General features: G+C 47.6%; 13 protein-coding genes, 1 rRNA gene and 1 pseudogene. 3 read left to right on the forward strand and 12 right to left on the reverse strand.

Annotated elements, in window-relative coordinates; all coding sequences use genetic code 11:
- The 11 genes and pseudogenes from BLV50_RS29225 to BLV50_RS29275 all read right to left on the reverse strand — a co-directional run.
- Positions 1–92, reverse strand: a 16S ribosomal RNA gene (locus BLV50_RS29225); the annotation flags it as partial.
- 781 nt (positions 93–873) lie between these two features.
- A pseudogene (locus tag BLV50_RS29230) lies at positions 874–1,353 on the reverse strand (N-acetyltransferase family protein); the annotation flags it as partial.
- 81 nt (positions 1,354–1,434) lie between these two features.
- Positions 1,435–3,039, reverse strand: a complete 1,605-nt coding sequence (locus BLV50_RS29235) for a response regulator (RefSeq protein ID WP_090811443.1) — start codon at positions 3,037–3,039, stop codon at positions 1,435–1,437.
- Entirely contained in the window at positions 3,036–4,346 is a 1,311-nt protein-coding gene (locus tag BLV50_RS29240; RefSeq protein WP_090811445.1) for a sensor histidine kinase, read from the reverse strand. Before BLV50_RS29240 ends, BLV50_RS29235 begins: the two co-directional genes overlap by 4 nt.
- Positions 4,347–4,351: 5 nt before the next feature.
- Positions 4,352–4,933: a hypothetical protein gene (locus BLV50_RS29245; protein ID WP_090811447.1), complete on the reverse strand. Its 582-nt coding sequence runs from the start codon at positions 4,931–4,933 to the stop codon at positions 4,352–4,354.
- Between the two features lie 27 nt (positions 4,934–4,960).
- The gene (locus BLV50_RS29250) at positions 4,961–5,809 is read right to left on the reverse strand and encodes a carbohydrate ABC transporter permease (RefSeq protein ID WP_072735806.1); all 849 of its coding nucleotides are present in this window, start codon (positions 5,807–5,809) and stop codon (positions 4,961–4,963) included.
- Entirely contained in the window at positions 5,806–6,756 is a 951-nt protein-coding gene (locus BLV50_RS29255; RefSeq protein ID WP_090811449.1) for a carbohydrate ABC transporter permease, read from the reverse strand. Before BLV50_RS29255 ends, BLV50_RS29250 begins: the two co-directional genes overlap by 4 nt.
- Before the next feature lie 46 nt (positions 6,757–6,802).
- Entirely contained in the window at positions 6,803–8,137 is a 1,335-nt protein-coding gene (locus tag BLV50_RS29260; RefSeq protein ID WP_090811451.1) for an ABC transporter substrate-binding protein, read from the reverse strand.
- 335 nt (positions 8,138–8,472) lie between these two features.
- Complete coding sequence (locus BLV50_RS29265; RefSeq protein ID WP_090811453.1) at positions 8,473–10,770, reverse strand: glycoside hydrolase family 88/105 protein; 2,298 nt, start codon at positions 10,768–10,770, stop codon at positions 8,473–8,475.
- 256 nt (positions 10,771–11,026) lie between these two features.
- Positions 11,027–12,601 (reverse strand): S-layer homology domain-containing protein, encoded by a 1,575-nt coding sequence (locus tag BLV50_RS29270; RefSeq protein ID WP_090811455.1) that lies wholly within the window; start codon positions 12,599–12,601, stop codon positions 11,027–11,029.
- A gap of 257 nt (positions 12,602–12,858) precedes the next feature.
- A complete protein-coding gene (locus BLV50_RS29275) occupies positions 12,859–13,677 on the reverse strand; it encodes an endonuclease/exonuclease/phosphatase family protein (RefSeq protein ID WP_090811457.1) in 819 nt (272 codons plus the stop codon).
- A 282-nt stretch (positions 13,678–13,959) separates the two neighbouring features.
- On the opposite strand from BLV50_RS29275, the gene BLV50_RS29280 reads away from it, so the two are divergent.
- Positions 13,960–15,726: an SWIM zinc finger family protein gene (locus tag BLV50_RS29280; RefSeq protein ID WP_218135450.1), complete on the forward strand. Its 1,767-nt coding sequence runs from the start codon at positions 13,960–13,962 to the stop codon at positions 15,724–15,726.
- A 5-nt stretch (positions 15,727–15,731) separates the two neighbouring features.
- A complete protein-coding gene (locus tag BLV50_RS29285; RefSeq protein ID WP_090811692.1) occupies positions 15,732–18,746 on the forward strand; it encodes a DEAD/DEAH box helicase in 3,015 nt (1,004 codons plus the stop codon).
- Between the two features lie 104 nt (positions 18,747–18,850).
- On the opposite strand, the gene BLV50_RS29290 is transcribed toward BLV50_RS29285, so the two are convergent.
- Positions 18,851–19,315 carry a hypothetical protein gene (locus tag BLV50_RS29290; RefSeq protein ID WP_090811461.1) on the reverse strand — a complete coding sequence of 155 codons (465 nt, stop codon included), beginning with the start codon at positions 19,313–19,315 and terminating at the stop codon, positions 18,851–18,853.
- A 306-nt stretch (positions 19,316–19,621) separates the two neighbouring features.
- Here BLV50_RS29290 and udk point away from each other — a divergent pair, with 306 nt between their 5' ends.
- On the forward strand, positions 19,622–20,254 hold the full coding sequence (gene udk, locus BLV50_RS29295) for a uridine kinase (RefSeq protein WP_063566443.1): 633 nt from the start codon (positions 19,622–19,624) through the stop codon (positions 20,252–20,254).
- Positions 20,255–20,359: the final 105 nt, after the last annotated feature.

The raw sequence follows: 20,359 nt of genomic DNA on the forward strand, positions 1-20,359 counted from the left end.
GAGAAGCAAGCTTCTCTTCAAGTCCGCTCGACTTGCATGTATTAGGCATGCCGCCAGCGTTCGTCCTGAGCCAGGATCAAACTCTCCAATAAAGTATTGAAAAGAGCGATAAGCTCATTTTGAAACTGACGAGATTAAAAATCTCATTTATTTTGCTTTGAAATCATACAGTCCGAAGACGCGTACCGATTTCTCAGCGTCGATCTTGCAAGCAAGATCGTTACTCACTCGTTGTTCAGTTTTCAAAGATCAAACTTGTTTCACTGCAGCGTGTTGTTCACCTCAGCAACTTTTATATCTTATCACATCCGAACCAACTTTGCAAGCTCTTTTTTTAAGTTTCTTTCGAAGCTTATTTCATTTGCTTGCCGCACCGTGTTTCTCGTGTTTTCTTGGCCGGAATTAGAATATACCATGTACAAAAATAAATTGCAACCCTTAATTAATATTTTTCTATCTCCGTTTTATGAGAACAAATAGAACCGTTATATCTCCCTTCTATTTATAATCAATCTTTGTCTTGCAATCAGCCCCCATCTGCTACACTCAATAGATATGACAATGTTGAATATCATTAACTTATTGAGGAAGGTAATAGTTAATGTTCATAGTAAACTGAGATTCTATTCGTTTTGAAGAAACAATATTTAGTAGCTCAAGGGATACTTAGTCTTGTATCGCACATATCTATTAGCCTCTATAACAATATATGAAATCAGATTTTAAGAAAATACATCTAATAGATATTAACTCTCTCCATGAGAGATAAGTAGTTACTCGTGTATCTGTTCTTTCATATAAAAGAATAGTTATTGAATAATAAAAGGAGTGGCGTATATTGTTAGCCAACCTCTCACCACCACCTTCTCCCCCTCAGCCCCTGAACCTTCCCATCATAACTGTATCGTAATACCGACCGTCCGCGTGTCGTCGATCCTTTTTCACAGTCCCCTCTATCTCGAAGCCCATTCTTTTGTAAAGCACCATCGCTTTATCGTTCGTCCCCACTACGTTCAATGTCATCTTCTCAATTCCATTCGTGTCTGCCCAATCTATTGATAGTTCGAGTAGTTTCTTGCCGATCCCGTAACCCCAGAACTCTTTCGCTACACAAACGCCAAATTCAACCTTATGAGAAAATCGCTTTAGATCAACACCTTCACACCTGGAATACCCGACGATTTGTTCCTTTACAATAGTAACGAGAAACAGGTTTCTCTCTTTCTCCGAGTCCAAACGGATTATTTGTTCAAATCTAGCTGGATCAATAAAGCCTTCACCTTGCTCACGATCCATATACTCGGTTTCTCCATCCATCTGTAAACGAAGTGAAGACAATGCCTCAGCATCCTTTTACGTTAAACTCCTGTTGATCGATGATCATACGTTGTAGTCCGTCCAATCTATTTTATTATGCTTACCCTATTGATGGCTCTACCCCACCTCAGACGGACTCTTGCCCGTAAGCATCTTGAACACCTGACTGAAATACGTCGCGTTGCGGAACCCAGTCATTTCACTAACCTCGTAGACCATGTAATGCCCTGACTGTAATAGTTCCAGCGCACGTTGAATCCGATACCCATTTACATAACTCACAAAGTTCTCTCCGGTCACCCTCTTGAACAGCTGACTCAAATATTTGGGGTGTACAAACAGTCCCTTGGCAATGGCTTCAAAACTAATCTCTTCAGCATAATGCATTTCAACGTACTGTTTTACCTGCTCCACTAGTTTATTGGTTTTTTTCTCGCCCATTTCTTTACGTATCTGTTCCATCCAGTTTCGAATAATACCATCCATCCAGCATATCAGATCCTGCAGCCCATATTTCGATTGAATTTCCCGCAAAAAGTGGCTCATCGAGAGCGGTGGTGCCAGCATGGGATGATGCCGGTTCCAACTATGAATTAACGTGTCGAACAGGCTCACAGCCACAACCTGCACATCCTGAATACTGGTACCACCCCCTTCTTCCAGCAGATTGCGAAGGTGAACCCATATCTCCTCTGCCAGATCAGTCCTCATACCTGCCCATGACTCACTCCATTGTCGCAGCAATTGCGAGTAATCCGTTGCGCTCGGGGTTAACGCATCTGATGAATCATATCGATATACACGGCTCCCGCCTTGAAACTCTGCTTTCTCCAGCGCCTCTCTGCTCTCCAGATAGGAGTCCATCACTTCGCATAAGTGCTCTTTGGACGTTCCAATACCTGCGCTCATTTCGATTTTGAGATACGTAAAAATCTGATCAATCATCCGTTCAACAATGGACTCAAATTGCTCTAGCGGGTCCTTCTCGTCAAATAGAAGCAGCACTAACACCTGGTCAGAGTAATCCACGATCTCAACCTGGCAGTCGTTTATCTGCGAAATCTGCTCTTTGACGGTCTCCTGAATAATATCAGCTGCCCCATATCTTAATAGCTGCCAGTCCCTCTCTTTCATCTTTGTCAAAAATGCAGGCCGGTACAACTGTAGACTGATGGCGCGCACTTGAGAGGGTATACGAATGCCCACATAATCCATACGCTCCGCAGGTAACTCCTCTTCCCGGTAGCGTGTGGTTAACAACTCGTGGAGAAACAATTTGCGAAGATAGGGAACCACCCGCCCAATCTCCTGTTTGTACGTCTGCTCCAGCTGCTCTCGCCGCTCACGCACATCCTCTTCCAGTAGCACCTCACGCAGAACAGACTCAATCTCCTCCACTTCCGCAGGCTTTAGCAAAAAATGATTCACGCCCCAGCGCATGGCCGCCCGGGCATTCTCGAATTCGTCATATCCACTAAGAATGATGATCGGCAGATGGGGATGGTCCCGCCGCAGCGCCTGCGTGACCTCAAGTCCTGTCATTCCTGGCAGATAGACGTCCGTCATCACAAGATCAGGGCGCAGCTGTTGGAACAGCTCCAGTGCGTCCACGCCATTGGAAGCTGTTCCTGCAATGTGGAGGCCAATGGATGGCCAATCAATATGGTCGGTCAATGCTTTTACAATATGCGGGTCATCGTCTACAAGCATAATGGTTTTCATTCATTTTCACCGCCCAGCCATAAGTTTAATTGTTCTGCCGTCTCAATACGTGGCAGCGTAATGGTCACTTCTACTCCGCCTAATTCACCTGCGCATATATCAACGCCGTACCCAGTGCCGCAATACAATTGAATGCGTTGATGTACATTTCGTATACCAATGCCAGTCGTCTCCTCTAGCTTCCAACCCTTAGGCAAGCCCTGTCCGTTATCCTTTATGCAAATGATGATTTTGGATGGTGGATCGTTGCCCTGCAATTCCCGCATATCCACCTGTATGCGAAGTTGTCCTTCCTTCGGCTGCCCATGCATGACCGCATTTTCGATAAAGGGTTGCAAAATGATTTTGGGAATGTAACAACTTCGCACTCTCGGATCAATCTGTTCCTGATAATCAATAGAGAACGGCAGCCGCTCCGACTGAATGCTAACGTAACAACGAGCATGCTCCAACTCATCCCGTACTCGGATGAATAATCTGCCACCGCTCAATCCAATACGCAGCAGTTTGCTGAGTTGAACAATCATGCGGCTGATGTCCTTGGCCTCATAATCGAGAGCACGCCAGTGGATCATGTCAAGTGTGTTGTACAAAAAATGCGGTTTGATTTGCGCCTCCAGTAAACCGGTCTGTGCTTCACGCTTCGCCCGGCTCTCTTCCTTGACCTGCTCCATCAACTCCGTCAACTGTGAAGCCATATGGTTGAATCCATACGCCAAATGGACATATTCTTCGGTAAACGAAAGCTGAACCCGGGTATTGAAATCCCCCTTCTCCAGTTGCCTCATCCGCTTGATCAACTGACGTAAAGGACGAACAATCCGCCAAACGAACAGATACGCAAGTACCGCTGAAAATAGTAATCCCAGCACAGCTATTCCAAGGACCTGCCATCCGGCCTGCCTCACAGGAGATAACAGGGTGTGAACAGGGATGGTCTGTACCAGTCGCCACTGAAGCATGGCAGGTCTTGAATACAGAACCAGCTGCGCTCCACCAGGCTTGCCGGAAACCACTTCAAATCCGTCCTGCTCATGTTCAACATGCTCCCGAATCCATGCACGATCGACGACTGGTTCGCTTTCCCCAGCAGCAGCTGCATTAGCAGATACATTAATAGAAGGAAAAATTTTTGAGGCTCCATGAATTAAGCTTGAATCCTCAGCAGAATTCACCCCTAAATTGTCATCGCCCATCTGCATGACGACGTTGCCTGCGGTATCCACCAACAGCACCTGTCCATCCAGCACCATCGGCATATCCGCAAATCTGCGTACAATATCGGCGCGACTCAGGCGGATGAGCACGTAGGCTACCGTACCACCCGGCTGTCAAAGATTCGCTGGGCGTATCCGATTAGCGATTGGCCTGATTCGTTTTCCCGCAGAGGTACCCAAGCCGCATCCGCATGCTCCAGTGCAGCAAACCATGAATCACCAGCAATCGTATCCACTGAATAGATGCGGTCGGCCATCGTGACAGTGACACCGTTGAAGGCATCCGTATACAGCTCCACTGAGGTAATACCTTCACTGACTACCACCGTATGATCCAATATTTTGGACACCTCACGCCGTTGATGGATCTGTGTCAGCCTTCCCGTTCCCTTCGTTTCAAGCAGACTCGACAGCTCACGGTTGCTCGCCAAAGAATAAGCCGTGCCTGTCACACCTGTAATAAAATCAAACCCTCGGCGTGTACTCTCATTCAGAAGAGCAAGTCGTGCTTTGCTGATCTCGGTAAACGTGACGGCAGAGAACGACTGGTATGCCAGCCAGACAATAACCGAGACGAGCAGCAGGTTAAACGCAATAAAGCAAGTCACCATCAACGTGGAGAGCTTGCTTTGTTGCAGCTTATGATTTAGGAATACAGATAATCTTCGTTTCCGCATTAGGAATCAACTCGTTTCGTCTTGGAATTACCCTTTGAGCCCAGAAGTCGCGATTCCTTCCACGAAATACTTTTGACACACGATAAATACGATAAAACAAGGCACCAGTGACAGCACTGACATCGCAAACATCGGTCCCCAATCGGATTGGGAACTGGAATCGAGGAACAGGCGTAAGCCTAGCGGCACCGTATATTTGCTGACATCACTCAGATAGATCAACTGGCTGAAGAAGTCATCCCATGTCCACAAAAAGGTAAAGATCATCGTCGTCACCAGCGCCGGAAAGGCCAGCGGAATGATAATTTTGGTGTAAATTCGTACAGGACCACATCCATCAATCGTAGCCGCTTCATCCAACTCTTTAGGCAATCCCCGAAAGAACTGGACCATCAGGAAAATGAAGAAGGCATCGGTCGCCAGCCATTTCGGCACGACCAGCGGCAGATACGTATTCACCCATTCCAGATGGTTAAACAGAATATATTGAGGAATCAGCGTCACATGGTGTGGCAGCATGATCGTCATCAGCATTAAGCCAAAGCAAATCGCTTTGAACCGAAAATTCAATCTGGCAAAGGCATACGCCGCCATCGAGCAAGAGATGACATTGCCAAGCACAGCGCCCAGCGACAGGACGACCGAGTTGGTCAGAAAACGAGAGAAGGGATTGCCCTGAATTCCTGTCCAGCCATTGATGTAGTTTTGCCAGTTCCATTCTTGCGGCCAAAACCAAGTTTCGGTGAAAATCATATGTCCCGGTTTGAATGAACTGCCCAGCATCCAGAGCACCGGGTACAGCATGACAAAGGCAATGACCGAGATAAGTATATGTTTGGCGACTACCCACGCAGCAGAATTACGTTGTCCAATCATGATTTTCCACCATCCTCATAGTGCACCCACAGCTTGCTGCTGCGGAATACCAGCAATGTAAAGACACCGATCAGAATCACCAGCACCCAGGCCATCGCGGACGCATAACCCATCTGGAAGAACGAGAACCCTTTTTTGTACAGGTATAAAGAGTACATTAATGTTGAATTGACTGGCCCCCCGCTGCCGTTACTGATGACAAAAGCCTGAGTAAATGACTGGAAGGAGGTAATCAGCTGCATCACGAGATTGAAAAAGATAACCGGCGACAGAATCGGCAGTGTGATATAAAAGAATCTCCGGAGTGGGCCTGCTCCATCAACGGCGGAAGCTTCGTCATACTCAGGTGGAATCTGTTTCAAGCCTGCCAGGAAAATAATCATCGACGATCCGAACTGCCATACCGACAACAGTACGATCGAATACAGGGCATATTTCGGGTTGGCTACCCAATCGGGTGCCTTAATGCCGATCATGGCAAGCACCCCATTGAGCAGTCCGTCACCGCCCAGCATTTTGCGCCACAGCATCGCAATCGCCACACTTCCCCCAAGCAGGGTTGGGATGTAATACACCGTTCTGTAAATGCCAAGCCCACGAATGCCTTTGTTCAACAGCATCGCCACCAGCAGGGCAAAAATCAGCTTGATCGGTACGGATACGGCGACATACGTAAATGTGACTTTGAGCGATTGGATAAACAGTTTATCCGATGTAAACATCGTGGTGTAGTTATCCAGACCGACCCAGGAAGGGGCGGCCAGGATACTGTAGTCTGTGAACGAAATGTATAAAGAAACGAGCATCGGCCCAAGTGTCAGAAATAATAAACCAACCAGCCATGGGGCCAGGAAAAGAAGCGCTGCTCCATTATGGGCATATCTCCGTTTCACCCGCCGGGCTGTCACACGCTCGGTTCGTGCTTGACTGACCTGTGTTGTACTCATCTTCGCAACCTCCCCGCGGAATATGAAGTCTGGAACCGTTCAAGTGTTATTGACTTGATGCAAGTGTCGCCTTGGCCCCTTCAATGAACTGGGCAATCACATCCGGTGTGTTGTCTTGACCAAAGGCAATCTGCTCGCTTGCACTCTTAAAGCTGGTATCCACTTCGGAAAATCCTTGCGGGTATGGCGGATCAATTTCACTGGAGTTTTTCGATACCACATCGATAAATTGGAAGATAGCTTGCTCCGCTTCTGGCAGTGTAGGCTGCATCTTCTCACGGATGCTGGCATTGACGGGTACTCCGCGTTCCGAGCCGAGAATGGCGGTAGCTTCGGGATCATTTACCATGAAGTCGATAAACATCGCCACTTCCTTCGGATGTTTCGTTTTGGCATAACCGGACAGGAACTGACCTGCTTTCAGGTATTCACCGATTTGCTTTTCACCCACACCGTGCGGAAGCACTTGTATCCCAAGCTTATGATCCTGGTTTTTGTTCACCTGCTGGAACGTCAGCAATTGGTTAGACCAGGCAAAGTCCATGGCAGCTGTACCAAGTGAGATTGGGCGTGTCTCCAGTGCATTCGTAGTGGACGCCGTCACTTCTGCGGAGGTAGCACCTCCGTTCTCACGAAGCGCCCCCCACATGTCAAACCATTGCTGTAACTCCTCGCTGGTCGCTGTCAATGTCCCGCCATCAAATAGCCCCTTGCCTGTTTGCCGGATAAATACCTCAAACATGTTAGTAGTTCCCGATACATCCGCCGAACCGTAGAAACCGTTACCCTTCTCTGCTGCAATCTTGGCAGCTACGTCACTAAAATCTTTCCACGTCCAGCTTTCCTGCGGCTCCTCGATTCCGAGCTCCTGGAATACGGTGGCATCATAGATGACACCTGGTGCATTTACACCCAATGTAATCGCGTATAATTTATCGTCAATCGATCCGGCTTTGAGCATGCTCTTGTCATGGTCTTCTGTGCGCAGCTCTTTGCTCTCTGCGTATGGGGTCAGGTCAAGCAATGCACCACGCCGGGCAAAATCGGTTAGAAAAGCGTAATCCATCTGTATGATATCCGGTGCATTTGAACCGGCTACCTGTGTGGTCAGCTTGTCAAAGTATCCGTCCCAACCGGAATATTCCGGCTTGATGGTAATGCCAGGGTGTTTCTCTTCAAACAGCTTAATCACTTTGGTCGTAAGATCGTGTCGAGTCTGTGATCCCCACCAAGTCATACGAAGTTCAATATTGCCGGAAGTGCCCCCTTCTTCTCCTTCATTGGATGAAGCAGATGGTCCTGATGACCCTCCGGAACAGGCTGTAGCGAACATTAACAGGGATAGGCAGAACAAGGTTACCCACTTTTTGGTATTCAACATGAATGAATTTCCTCCCCTTTAGCTTTTATGGAATCGCTTACAAAAACTATTGTAACGGCCTATGGCTGCTCATGACATAAACAAAAGTAAGCTTTCCTGTCAAAAAAGTAAGGGGTTGGGACAAATGTCCATTCAATTGTCTTCAATATTCTTAGTGATTAAATAACCACCAGGAATGACGCTCCCAGTGGTTATTCGTATATACAGCATTCTTCGTGCCGCGTACTCTACCTCGCTCCATCTCACCAGTGGTCATCCAGCCGTCTGCAATGAAACGTTAGAGTAGATATCATGTGAGATTTCGATCAAGGTATCCTGTAGTTTTACTGACACTTTCAGGATTGCGTCACAGCAGTTGATGACACCTTAGGCTGGGCCAGATGTTTCTTCATCTTCGCCACTTCGGTTCCTGCCAGCATCATAATGCCAATACCGTGATTGTCATTCGTTACCGTGAGCAGGTCCTTATTGTAATATTCTGCAGTAAAGGCATATCTCGAACCACTGCATACACCATGTACATTACCCTGACGATCAATCGCTTTACGGGTTAATCCGTTCCAGGCCCGCTCAGCCGCTTCAATGTAACGTGCAGGTTGATATAACCAACCAAAACGTACTCCCCGTGCAAAACCATAAGCAAACATCGCTGTACAGGAGGCTTCCTGGTAGGTTTCCGAATCATTCAATACCTGATGCCACAATCCGCCCTCTCCTTGCAGAGCTGCATATCCTTCACATAATTCATTAAAGAAGGCAATTAAAGTCGGGCGCTCCGAATGCTCTGCTGGCAAAGCTTCCAATACCTCAGACAGCGAAAAAAGCGTCCAACCATTTCCCCGTCCCCACGGAATTTGTGTCGCCTGTCCATATTTAAAATCGTATACGTGGGACATGATCTTGAATTCAGGCATGAACAGATATTTCCGATACAATAAAAATTGTCTAGCAGCTTCATCCAGTGCTGAATTATTTCCCGTCAGTCGGGCATACCGCACAAGAAACGGAGTGCTCATATAAAGGTCATCTGCCCACATCGTATTCTCGGCAAATTCACCGATACACTCACGGTAAAATGCACCGTCCTCCTGTCGCTCCAACCGGGTCAACATAAAATCTGCAATTCGATCGGCAATCGGCAAAAACGTCGGCTCCTGACATTCGGAATAGGCTTCCAGCATGGCTGAGCCAAAGGAGCCACAGTTATCCAGCATTTTCATCATAACCAGCTGCTGGTTAACCGCTGGGAAACCATACTGCTCCCGATCCCATAATGAGTACTCATCCATACGGGTACACGCCTGCACATGTTCTGACGCATAACGCGTAATGTCGGGCCGCTGCAAATAACGTCCAGTTTGCAACAGACCATATACGGTGACACCTAAAGGATAGTCCCAGCGACCATAGTTGGTTACACTGCCTACGGTCCATTTGTTACTGAGCATTGCATTTTCATAATAGGGGCGTATCCACGCATCCGGTCTGTCCAATCGCCAATATATGCGTTCCTTCCGTGTATGTTGGCTTCCCATTTCTTCTGGGTTATCGTTCAATACACTTCCTTTAAACACCCGATCAGTACGCATTAGATCCTGCAAATCAGGTTCTACGTCCTCCGATTCAAAAGGTCCTAGATATAGCCACGGCTCTCCAGAAGCTCCGTGCACACGCTGGGGAAGCTCCAGTTCCAGTTGCTCTCCATTCACCGTTGCATTTATTACAAAATTCCATGGCTCGGCCGTATCGCTACATTCACTGCAAACCAACAGGTCGTTCCGTCCAAAAGATCCGGTTATGTTCGCCTCGAATGGACCCGCTTCCTTCAATTGCACTGCCGATACACCGTTCAGCCATATATTCAGTGGTCCGGAAGATTGACCAGACAAACGGATCGGGCAATCACTTGAATCCCTGTTGATTAACCGTGTCCACGCATAGACTTGCTGACCTGGAAGATGTCCGTATATTCTCTCCAGGGATGGTTGCGTCTGTTTCTCCTCTGACCATTGCGCGTCAGGCAGCCAATCTAGTCTGTGATCCTCTTCTGACCCGAGCAGATTCCATTCCGGATGATTCTCCTCCGAACTTATCGGTTTGGAATACACCCATCCGGCCTGTCCCTGTCTCTCCTGGAAAGGAGCAAGCACATTCAGAATACGCACTTTCCCCTCGTCCGAGCCAAACTGGCATCCAAAGCCCGCAGGTGTATACTTCATCTCCAGCAACAACATATTCCATCCCGGTTTAATGTCGATTCCCAGTTTCACAGTCGCGTCCAGGTTGATCTCATCCATGACCGTGGAGCGATATACCAATTGCTCGTTAAAATAGAAGCGAACCGGTCCATAACAGCGGATCAGCACATCCAGATTTCGATCTTCATCCCCCCATACCAGCGCTGCGGCATAAGAAATCTGACCTTTCTGTGCATCAGGGAAACGTTTACTCAAATTCAGATCATACAGACCCTTCTCATTTTGCAAAATACCAGACTTCTGAAATACGCGATATACAAAATCAGCCTGCGCGTTGGCGCCGATATACCTCTCTGCCAGCACCTTCAACACCTGATCCTGATCTTCTCCGAATCGATAATACATGCTCTGCGGTTCACTGAAATACGTTGTCATTGAATGCCCACATTCCTCTCCCGATGGAATACATAGGTATAGCGCTTAACCTTTGTGAGAAAATCCCTTTTTGGTGAACGTTGATGATCCTCGTTTATCTTTGGAATAGCCAAATAATAAACCAAGTATAACTGACCTGCTTCCCGGTGGCTACAGATTTTTGATTACGCTTACAAATAAATAATTGTATTGTCAGTCTGACGATAAGACAAAACAACGGACTACATCGTTGTAGTCCGTCTCATGTAAATTAAAATTATCCGAAGATGTCAAATTTAACGAATAGCTTCTCTGTTTCTTCATATACAGATTTGGTTAATCCTTCGCCGTCAGCATCTACACGAATGATTAAATCATATTGACCTCTTGTCTCATTCATCTTATTTCCCAATTGCAAAATAATAGGTGTGCCGGGTTCTACATTTACTTTAAGCTTAAGCGTATGACCATCATTACTGATCTGACTGCTATCTATTGTATAATTCTCACCATCAATTTGGTAAGAATCATCTATGCTAAACTGGAACGCATCGGTCCAATACTCGATGGTGCCATCCACAAATTCTTCCCCTACATCGTAGTTTAGAGAAAATGGATTATTTCCATATTGAACTTGAAGATACTTTGTTTTAGAGTTGCTTGAGTCGAAGCCAAACTTACTGGAACCTATAGTCGGCACGTCTACTGGCATTTCTCCGTTTACAAGCGTAAAAGTAAATACATGCGCCGCATCTTTAGGAGACTCATTACCTGCTGAATCCTTGGCAGTAACCACAAATTTGTAGTCTCCTGGAGTCAAATTTTTCAATTTGGTAAGCGCAAGTGAACCATCCGATTTGCTTTTGGCAAGGGGAATTCCTTCGTCCAACTCTCCTTCATCCACGACTCCATTCGTATTTGCATCAGTCCAACTATAGAAAGTTACAACGGCTCCTTCTTCACTTACTGCTCCAGGATCCCCCTGAACTTGATCCCAGGTTCCGCTGTAATTATCGATAATGCTAAATTTGCCTACATCCACCGTCGGTGCTGTTATATCCACAGGTACAGATGGATTCATGTTCCCGCTATCGCTACTTCCACCTGATGAGGTCCCGCCATTATTCGAACTGGTAGGTGGAGCCGGCGTAGGCACGGGCGTTGGTGTTACCTCTGGTTTTGGTGTTGGCGTAGGCACTGGTTCAGGTTGCGGACCTGTAGTTTCTTTTATCGTTTGCAGCAATCGGGAAGCCGTCAATGCTGCAGCTTGACGATCCGCTTGCAAAGCCGGTTTGAACATGTTGTTTTGATCTCCGATAATGTATCCGGCTTCTAGTGCCGCTCCAACCGCATCTTTTGCATATTCCGAGATGCTTGTGCTGTCCTTAAACGTTAACGAAGCAGCTTTGCCCGTTACGTCTGTTCCCTTCGCTCTCATCAGGGTTACGACCATATCCTGTCTGGATAATGTCTGACCGCTCCCGAATTTCCCGCTTCCCATGCCTTTAAATATACCTGCTTGATATACCGCTTCAACAGAAGCATAGGCATAGCTGGTCACAGGAATATCTGTAAATGTCGGATTGGATGGGACGTTATTGTTTACATCCAGTTTTAACGTTTTGGCAATCAGGATGGCAAAATCCTGTCTGGTAATCATACCGGACGGATTAAATTGGCCATCACTGAATCCAGTGACAATCCCTTCGTTTTGCAACTCTACTATGGCATCTTTGGCATAGGATTTATCGATATCGGTAAATGATACTGCGGCGTTAGCCTGTGTCGTCCACAAAGGTGTTGTCAACAAGGACGCCGCGAGAATCGAGCTGATGAAATGATTTTTTTTCAAATGAATGCCCCCCCAATATGAAGTAAGTTCGTGTCATTCCAACGCAAAATCCAATCGAGGATCTTCCTTAAATAATATGGACATGTACGATAATGCACATTATATAGAGAGGCTCTGAACCGATTCTGAACAAATCGCCTTATTTCGGGTATTGGCTTTAAAATTAAAAAACCTCCGACTGCACTTTCCTTATAAGGAAGTGAGCGGAGGCTTTCGTTTTATTTTGATAAAAAATTGTGTACATGGCTGACCAACTATTAAATTTCCACAGCTACGCCGTAATGGTCAGAGACTACAGGGCCGTTCTTTCCGTTGAGAACTACCGTCGAAGACTTCGCCTGTACCGGACGATTCGAGAAAATATAATCAATACGCAGATCGCGTTTGTTATCCGCCCATCCGGCAATGGCTTTGACCACGGTTGCACCGTCATCCTTTTGCACAGCCGTCGTGTACAGGTCGTTCCAGCCCTTGCTCATCATATAATCGTAGCCTTGCCCACGTACTTCCGCGACATTATTGAAATCGCCCATAATATACAGCGACTGGTCCATATATGGAGCGAGCTTGCTCTCAGTCAGTTCCCACTGCCCCTTGAAAGGCTCTTGTTCATCATCCCACCAGTTATAGTGTCCATTCACAAACCAGGTGGCTTCACCTTGTACTTCAGTCTGAACACCTACAATTTTGCGTGTGCGGTAGTTATCGTAATCCCGCATGTGGGATACATACTCTCCAAAAGCCTTTGTGATCGGCGTCCGGCTCAGGATAGCCAGCCCTTCATCGTATTTTTGGAAACCGACGTGGGCGGGAATCCATGTCCAGTAATAGGTCTCGGTCAGTTGCGTAAGCAGAACGTAGGCGTAGTTGTCTTTTTTGATCACAGCATCCGATTCCGTAGCAAAGTAATGTTTCAGTTCCTCCGCGGACAGCGTTGCTTCTTGCATTGATTGATTAACCTCTTGCATGGAAATCACATCAAATTGGTGTGTATTGATAAAATCAGCCAGCTGACTGATCTTGTTCAGTTGGTCTTCTTCTGCCCAAGCGTGCGTATTTAACGTAAGTATTTTCATATGCTCTCTCCTGTTGTTTAAAATTAAGCCGAATCCCGGCCTGCATCGTTCCTGAAAGGAATACATACGATAAGCATACACAAGACGAGCCTATTATGCATGGTTTATGGTAAAAAATAGAGATCGGTACTCTTGGGTTTCACCTATTAAAAAGTCCCATCCAAGTTCTCAGAACCGATGCACGGAGCACATGATAACTGATATGATGGATACATGAAATGTACACCATTACGTCAAGACGTGGTGATTACTGAACCTATGATTTCCCCAGGAGATGGAATGATGAACATACCTATTGACATGAACATGGATGATGCGCAGTGGCAACAGCTGATCAGGCAGGTCGCTGAACATTTTAACAACCTGACGATTATGCGCGGATTTCAATATTATAAACAGAAACGCGTCGGAACATTAACCTTCACTGAACAAAACGGAATTTTGGCTGAAGTGCAGGGCTCCGATGATTATAAAGTAACCCTGAGCTTGCAATCGTTGAACACCAGTCACTGCACCTGTCCGGTAGGATCTCATTGCAAACATATGATAGCCGTTCTAATGAGTTATGCGGAGCAACTGGGGCGACCCGTACATGGCATCGTCAATGCTCACTCCAGTACTGCACTGAAACAGGCTCCAAAACCTGCTGCTATGGCGACTTCAGGACGTTCGGATTACGCAGCGCACGAAGAGGATCTCACCATCCCTGATAACCAGTATAGCCAGATCAAGGAACGTGCAACGGAACTTGCAGAACTTGAAATCACGGAATGGCATGAGCTGTTTCGGGCATGCCTGAAACGACTCGGGATAGGCACGCCAAGTACATCGTATGTGCAGGCCGCAGCGGACGAGCTCTATTCCATTAAACCTAAGCTATCCGCTGGCATGGACCAGTTATTTGAGCTGCATGTTCAGTTGCACCTGATTCGCTTCTGTGTGCCTGGCCGCAATTCAATCACACATACACCGGTGTATCTGAGCTATCCTGCTCAACTTGCCGTGGATGCGCTCCAGAAAGGACTGGAACAGATCTTTAGCCGTCCGTTGGATCTCTCAGGTCTGAAGGGCACGAAGCTTGAACAACTTTGGAAAAGGCTTGAGGAAACCTCATCTTACCTGCGTATGCAGATGATATCCGAGACATCCAGCATGATGTTCTTCACCCCGATGTATCGACAGCTTTGGTTAAACTGGATCGTGCCTCATCTCCAGGAAAACCGGAAAACGCTAGAGTCAGAGCTGGCGTTTCTACAGGAAATGGAAAACGGACTGACTGCTATTTCCAAACCCGCCAAACCTGGTGAGAGCGTGCTGAGCGTATCGAATCTAACGGAAAACGGGCGCAATGCGCCGATTAAATCTGTCACTCTGCCCTTGCCGCTGGTATTGGCGCAGAGCTGGATGTATTTCCATTTGGGACAAGATGATCAGGCTTGGCAGCGATTGATTAGCGGAGGCTCGGCATATGGCATCCCGCCGGAGCATCTGCTGCATTTTCTTCATGTGCTTGCAGATTCTTCAGACTGGAAACGGCTAGGCGAGTGGTTAGTACAGCTCGGACCTCTGCTCGCGAACCGACGGAACTCCCCTCTGAATGATTACATGCAGTTGTGGGACACAGCCATTCATCATCTTCCTGATGTAGAGCACCGCATGTGGGACACATTGGTCAGCATGCTGCCTCATTCCCGGCCAGCTTATGAAGAAGCAATGCATTCCCGGGGACAGTGGCGGCGGTGGATTGATTTTCAACTGAGCACGGAGACAGAGCCGCTAGAATTCCGGGTAGCGGTGCTACAGCCGATTGAAAAGGATGCACCCGAACTGCTTTTGCCTTTCTACCATCAAGCAGTGGATCGTTATATCGGACACAAAAACAGGGACGGATACAAAGCAGCAGTGAAACTGTTGAAGCGTCTGTCCAAAATTTATAAAAAATTGAAGCAGGAAGAACATTGGGAGCAGTTTATCACCACATTGGCTGTTCGCAACAGCCGACTGCGCGCCCTGCAGGAAGAGCTTCGGAAAGGTAAGTTGATCTCATGAGCCTAATGCACCCTTACACCGAAACAATTGAGGTCCATGTTGCATTGACAGGATACGGGGACGCCTTGTTCTATGGAGCGCTGAACACCCATCACTTTGTATCGGGACAATCACTCAAGCAGCGATTATTTGCTTGGCATGCCCCTTCTTTCTACGGTACAGAACTTGAAACAAGACAGATCGAAGAAATTGAACTGGTCGTACTGCCTGCGGAAGAAGTGATTCCTTTCTTCAGCGAAATGAACACCCTTCTACACATAGAATGGAAATGGGACGAGCAGGCAGAGCATTTGATCCGGCTGGCCCCGGTACTCGCAGCATCGATTGAGAATCGTAAATACATCCCTAGCTTCACCGCATTTCGTACCGGACAACTGCAATGGACCTGGGACCCGGACAGCTTGAAAAAGCAGGATCGCACCACTCTTGGCAAAGCTCTGGAACAAACGGATGAGAGCTACGCCGAAGGGCTGAGTGCTGCCTTTTCCGCTTCCGTGTTCCAGCGATGGTACAGTACGGAGGAAGCGGCCACCGATCTGCGGCGAGAATTCCCGCAGTTGTTTCCACAAAGCGGAACAGCTCCGCAAACAGCCGGCATGGATGCCCAATCCTGGCTGGTGTCCATCGGCTGGAAAGCAGACGCAGCCCCATTCCGTCCACTCCTGCAATTGCTGGAGCCGGAAGATGATGAACCGGCTTGGCGGCTACGGCTGGTATTGCAGAACAAACTGGATGCAGCCGTACTCGTTCCCGTGAGGCTGGATTCACGTGGCCGGTTGGAAGGTGAATGGCCTGACGTGTGGACGCCGTTCATCCTTGATCGTTCGGGAGGATGGCTGGAGCAGCTGCGTGCACATCTGCCCCGAATTCGCCGCGCTATCAGTGGCAGTCGGGATGTGCTCAGTGATCCATTGGAAGATCAGGATGCTTGGCTGTTCCTGACGCAAGACAGCGGACGACTACTCGAAGCTGGCTGGCAAGTGCTGCTTCCGGGTTGGTGGGAAGCTGCACGCAAGAAGAAACCCAAGCTGCGTGCCAAGGTGAAACCGGAGGAAGGCAGTGAACGGGGACAGTCGTTCTTTGGACTGGACTCGATCATTCATTTTGACTGGCGTATTGCGATTGGGGATACGGATCTCAGCGAGGAAGAATTCGCTGATCTCGTAGCCCGTAATGAACGGCTGGTCCGCTTCCGTGGAGAATGGGTTCCCCTTGATCCGGCCTTGCTTGAGCAGATTCGCCGGGCCATGGGCGGTGTGGATCAGGAACAGGGGCTATCGTTTCAGGATATTCTGCACCTGCATCTGCTGCATAATGAGCAGCGAGAATATCGCAACCAGAAACGCAAGGAAGGACAAGAAGAGGAAGAAGAACAGCCACAATCCAACGAGAACATTCGACTTGAGGTGGAACTGAACGAACACCTGAACCGGGTAATTGCACAGCTTGGCGGCGGGCAAGGCGGCGCTCCTTCCCTGCCTATTCCGGAAGGATTGCATGCTGAGCTGCGTTCTTATCAAAAAGAAGGTTTCGCATGGCTTGGATTCCTGCGTAGATTCGGTCTCGGGGCTTGTCTTGCGGATGACATGGGACTGGGAAAAACGATACAGTTCATTACGTATTTACTTCATCTCAAAGAGCATGAGCAGCGCTTGCCTGGGCAGGCCCCGGCCCTTCTCGTCTGCCCCACTTCCGTATTGGGAAACTGGCAAAAAGAAATCAGCCGCTTCGCGCCTTCAATTAACGTCAGTTTGCATTACGGGGCACGAAGACTGAGCGGAGAAGAGTTCCGGGAACAGACTGAACAGGTAGATATCATCATTACCTCCTATGCAACAGCTACTCTGGATCAAGAGATGTTGCAGTCATATACGTGGGCATCCATCTGTCTGGATGAGGCGCAAAATATTAAAAATGCCCAAACGAAGCAGTCCATGGCAGTACGCAGCTTCCCGGCAAAACACCGTATTGCACTGACTGGTACGCCGATTGAAAATCGGCTGTCCGAGCTGTGGTCCATCTATGATTTTATTAATCCAGGCTATTTGGGCAGCGCGCGGGCATTTCAGACTCGCTTTATCAGTGCGATCGAGAAGGATAAGGACGAGCAACGCATGCAAGATTTGCAGCAGCTCGTGAAGCCATTCATGCTGCGCCGCAAGAAGAAAGATCCGAATATTCAACTCGATCTGCCGGACAAAAATGAGATGAAAACCTACATTCACCTTACGGGTGAGCAAAGTGCACTGTATGACCAGTCCGTTCAGGAACTGATGGACAAAATGAAAGAGCTGGAAGGCATCAAGCGCAAAGGTGCGATTCTGTCTGCCTTAACCCAGCTCAAGCAGTTGTGTGATCATCCCCTGCTGCTGACCAAAGAAGCCTTGCCGGAAACGATCTCCTCGGAAGGCTCTGTAACAGAGTATGACCTGTACAGTCCACAGGATATGGCCATGCTGATCAGTCGCTCCGCGAAGCTGGAACGACTGATGGAACTGGTCCGCGAACTACGGGATGAGGGCGAACGGTGCCTGATTTTCACACAATACATCGGCATGGGACAGATGCTGCAACAAGTATTGAGACAGGAGTTGCAGGAACCTGTGCTATATCTGCATGGGGGTACGTCCAAGACTGGAAGGGATCGCATGATTGATGAGTTCCAGTCCCGGACGTTGCCTCCGGCAGAGCAGCCGTCGGTCTTTATTCTATCCATCAAAGCAGGCGGCGTGGGCTTGAACCTGACCGCAGCGAATCATGTATTCCACTTTGACCGCTGGTGGAACCCTGCCGTGGAAAATCAGGCTACAGACCGCGCCTATCGGATGGGACAGACGAAGGATGTTCAGGTACACAAGTTCATCTCGCTGGGCACACTTGAAGAACGCATTGACGAGATGCTGGAGAGTAAACAGCAGCTCAGCGACAATATTATCACCAGTTCTGAAAACTGGATTACCGAACTGTCGACGGATGAGCTGAAGGATCTGTTCACCCGGCGCCGCGACTGGTCGGGATAACTCCAGACTGGGTTGATGCAACATACGCAACCTTGTAAATAGTAGAATACAAAAAGAGCGAAGTGTCGGAAATGCATTCCGTCTTCGCTCTTTTTTTTACATTCCTAGCGCATGTTTCCGATGATAGACGATCTTGAATCCTGCATTTTCTTGATGAAGTTAGTCATCACATCAAAGGCTTCATTGCGTTTGTTGGACAAAGACTGCAAACGCAGCATATCCATTTGTTGTGAGTTGCTCAACGCATCGATTTGGCCTTTCAGTTTTTGAGCTTGGGCAGTATCCCCATTCTGATTAGCTGCCTGCAATTGTGCGTTCAGCTCTGCAATCGCTTGATTTCGATTTTGAACTTCTTGAATTTGTGCCTGTAATTGGATATCCAGCAATTTCGTGCGTTCTTGCTGAACCATCATCAAAGCTGTTTCGATATCCATGCTGCTCAGATCAATAGCTGAAGACCCCACCGGATTTACCGTAGATACACTTGCTGCAGAAGCAGAAGTTACAACGGATACAGCTGCGATGGCAGCAATAACTGTGGAAGAAATGACTTTGCTTGATTTTTTCATAACGTACACCTCCTTTTATATTTGTAGATACCCCCCATTAACTGGCATCTTTCGACATCATATATCGAAGGTCCTAGATCCTACAACCTATATTTGCGAAGTTGAGACTAAATTGATACAGGTTGATGGGTAGTTCTACAGAAAAATGTGGTAATTCCCTAAGGTGAAAAAAGTGAGTTGCTGTGCTACAATAGAGGAATTGTGCATTCACAGACAGACATGTGGGTAAGGACTTGAATCTATCCCGATTCATCCATTATTTATCCATAACCATGCTGCCATTCTAGGGAGGTTTATGGAACAATCATGCTCATTATTGGTATCGCCGGAGGAACCGGCTCCGGTAAAACGACGGTAGCTCGCTCCGTCATAGACCGTCTTGGATCGGGCAAAGTGACTTTCATATCCCAGGACAATTATTACAAAGACCAGTCACAGCTCACCCCTGAGCAACGTCGACTCACCAATTACGATCATCCGTTTGCATTCGATAATGATCTGTTAATTGAGCATCTTACCCTGTTAAAACAAGGACAAACGGCATATGCTCCCGTATATGACTTCACCATAGATAACCGTGCCGCTGATGAAACGGTTGAACTGGCACCGAACCATATCGTTATTGTGGAAGGACTGCATGTCCTGATCGATGAACATCTGCGTGCCCTTCTGGATATCAAGGTATTTGTTGATACGGATTCCGACGTGCGTATTCTGCGCAGAGTACTGCGGGATATGGAAGAACGCGGCCGTACGATTCAATCCGTGTACAAACAATATCTCGAAACCGTCAAACCGATGCATGATGCTTTTATCGAGCCTTCCAAAAAGTATGCAGACATCATCATTCCCGAAGGTGGACATAATGAAGTCGGCATTCAGATGTTATCCATCCTGACTGAGAAATATCTGACTGGTGAAAAGTGGAATGGCGCATAATTTAACATGATTTTGCTGCATTAGGCGTTATGCCCTGCTCACGTCTGAGTGAGACAAAAACGGGCATCGCTCATACAATATCAGCACTAAAATCCAGGTTGCGAT

Source organism: Paenibacillus sp. 276b (assembly GCF_900107875.1).
In the GTDB taxonomy this organism is placed as follows: Bacteria; Bacillota; Bacilli; order Paenibacillales; family Paenibacillaceae; genus Paenibacillus; species Paenibacillus marchantiae.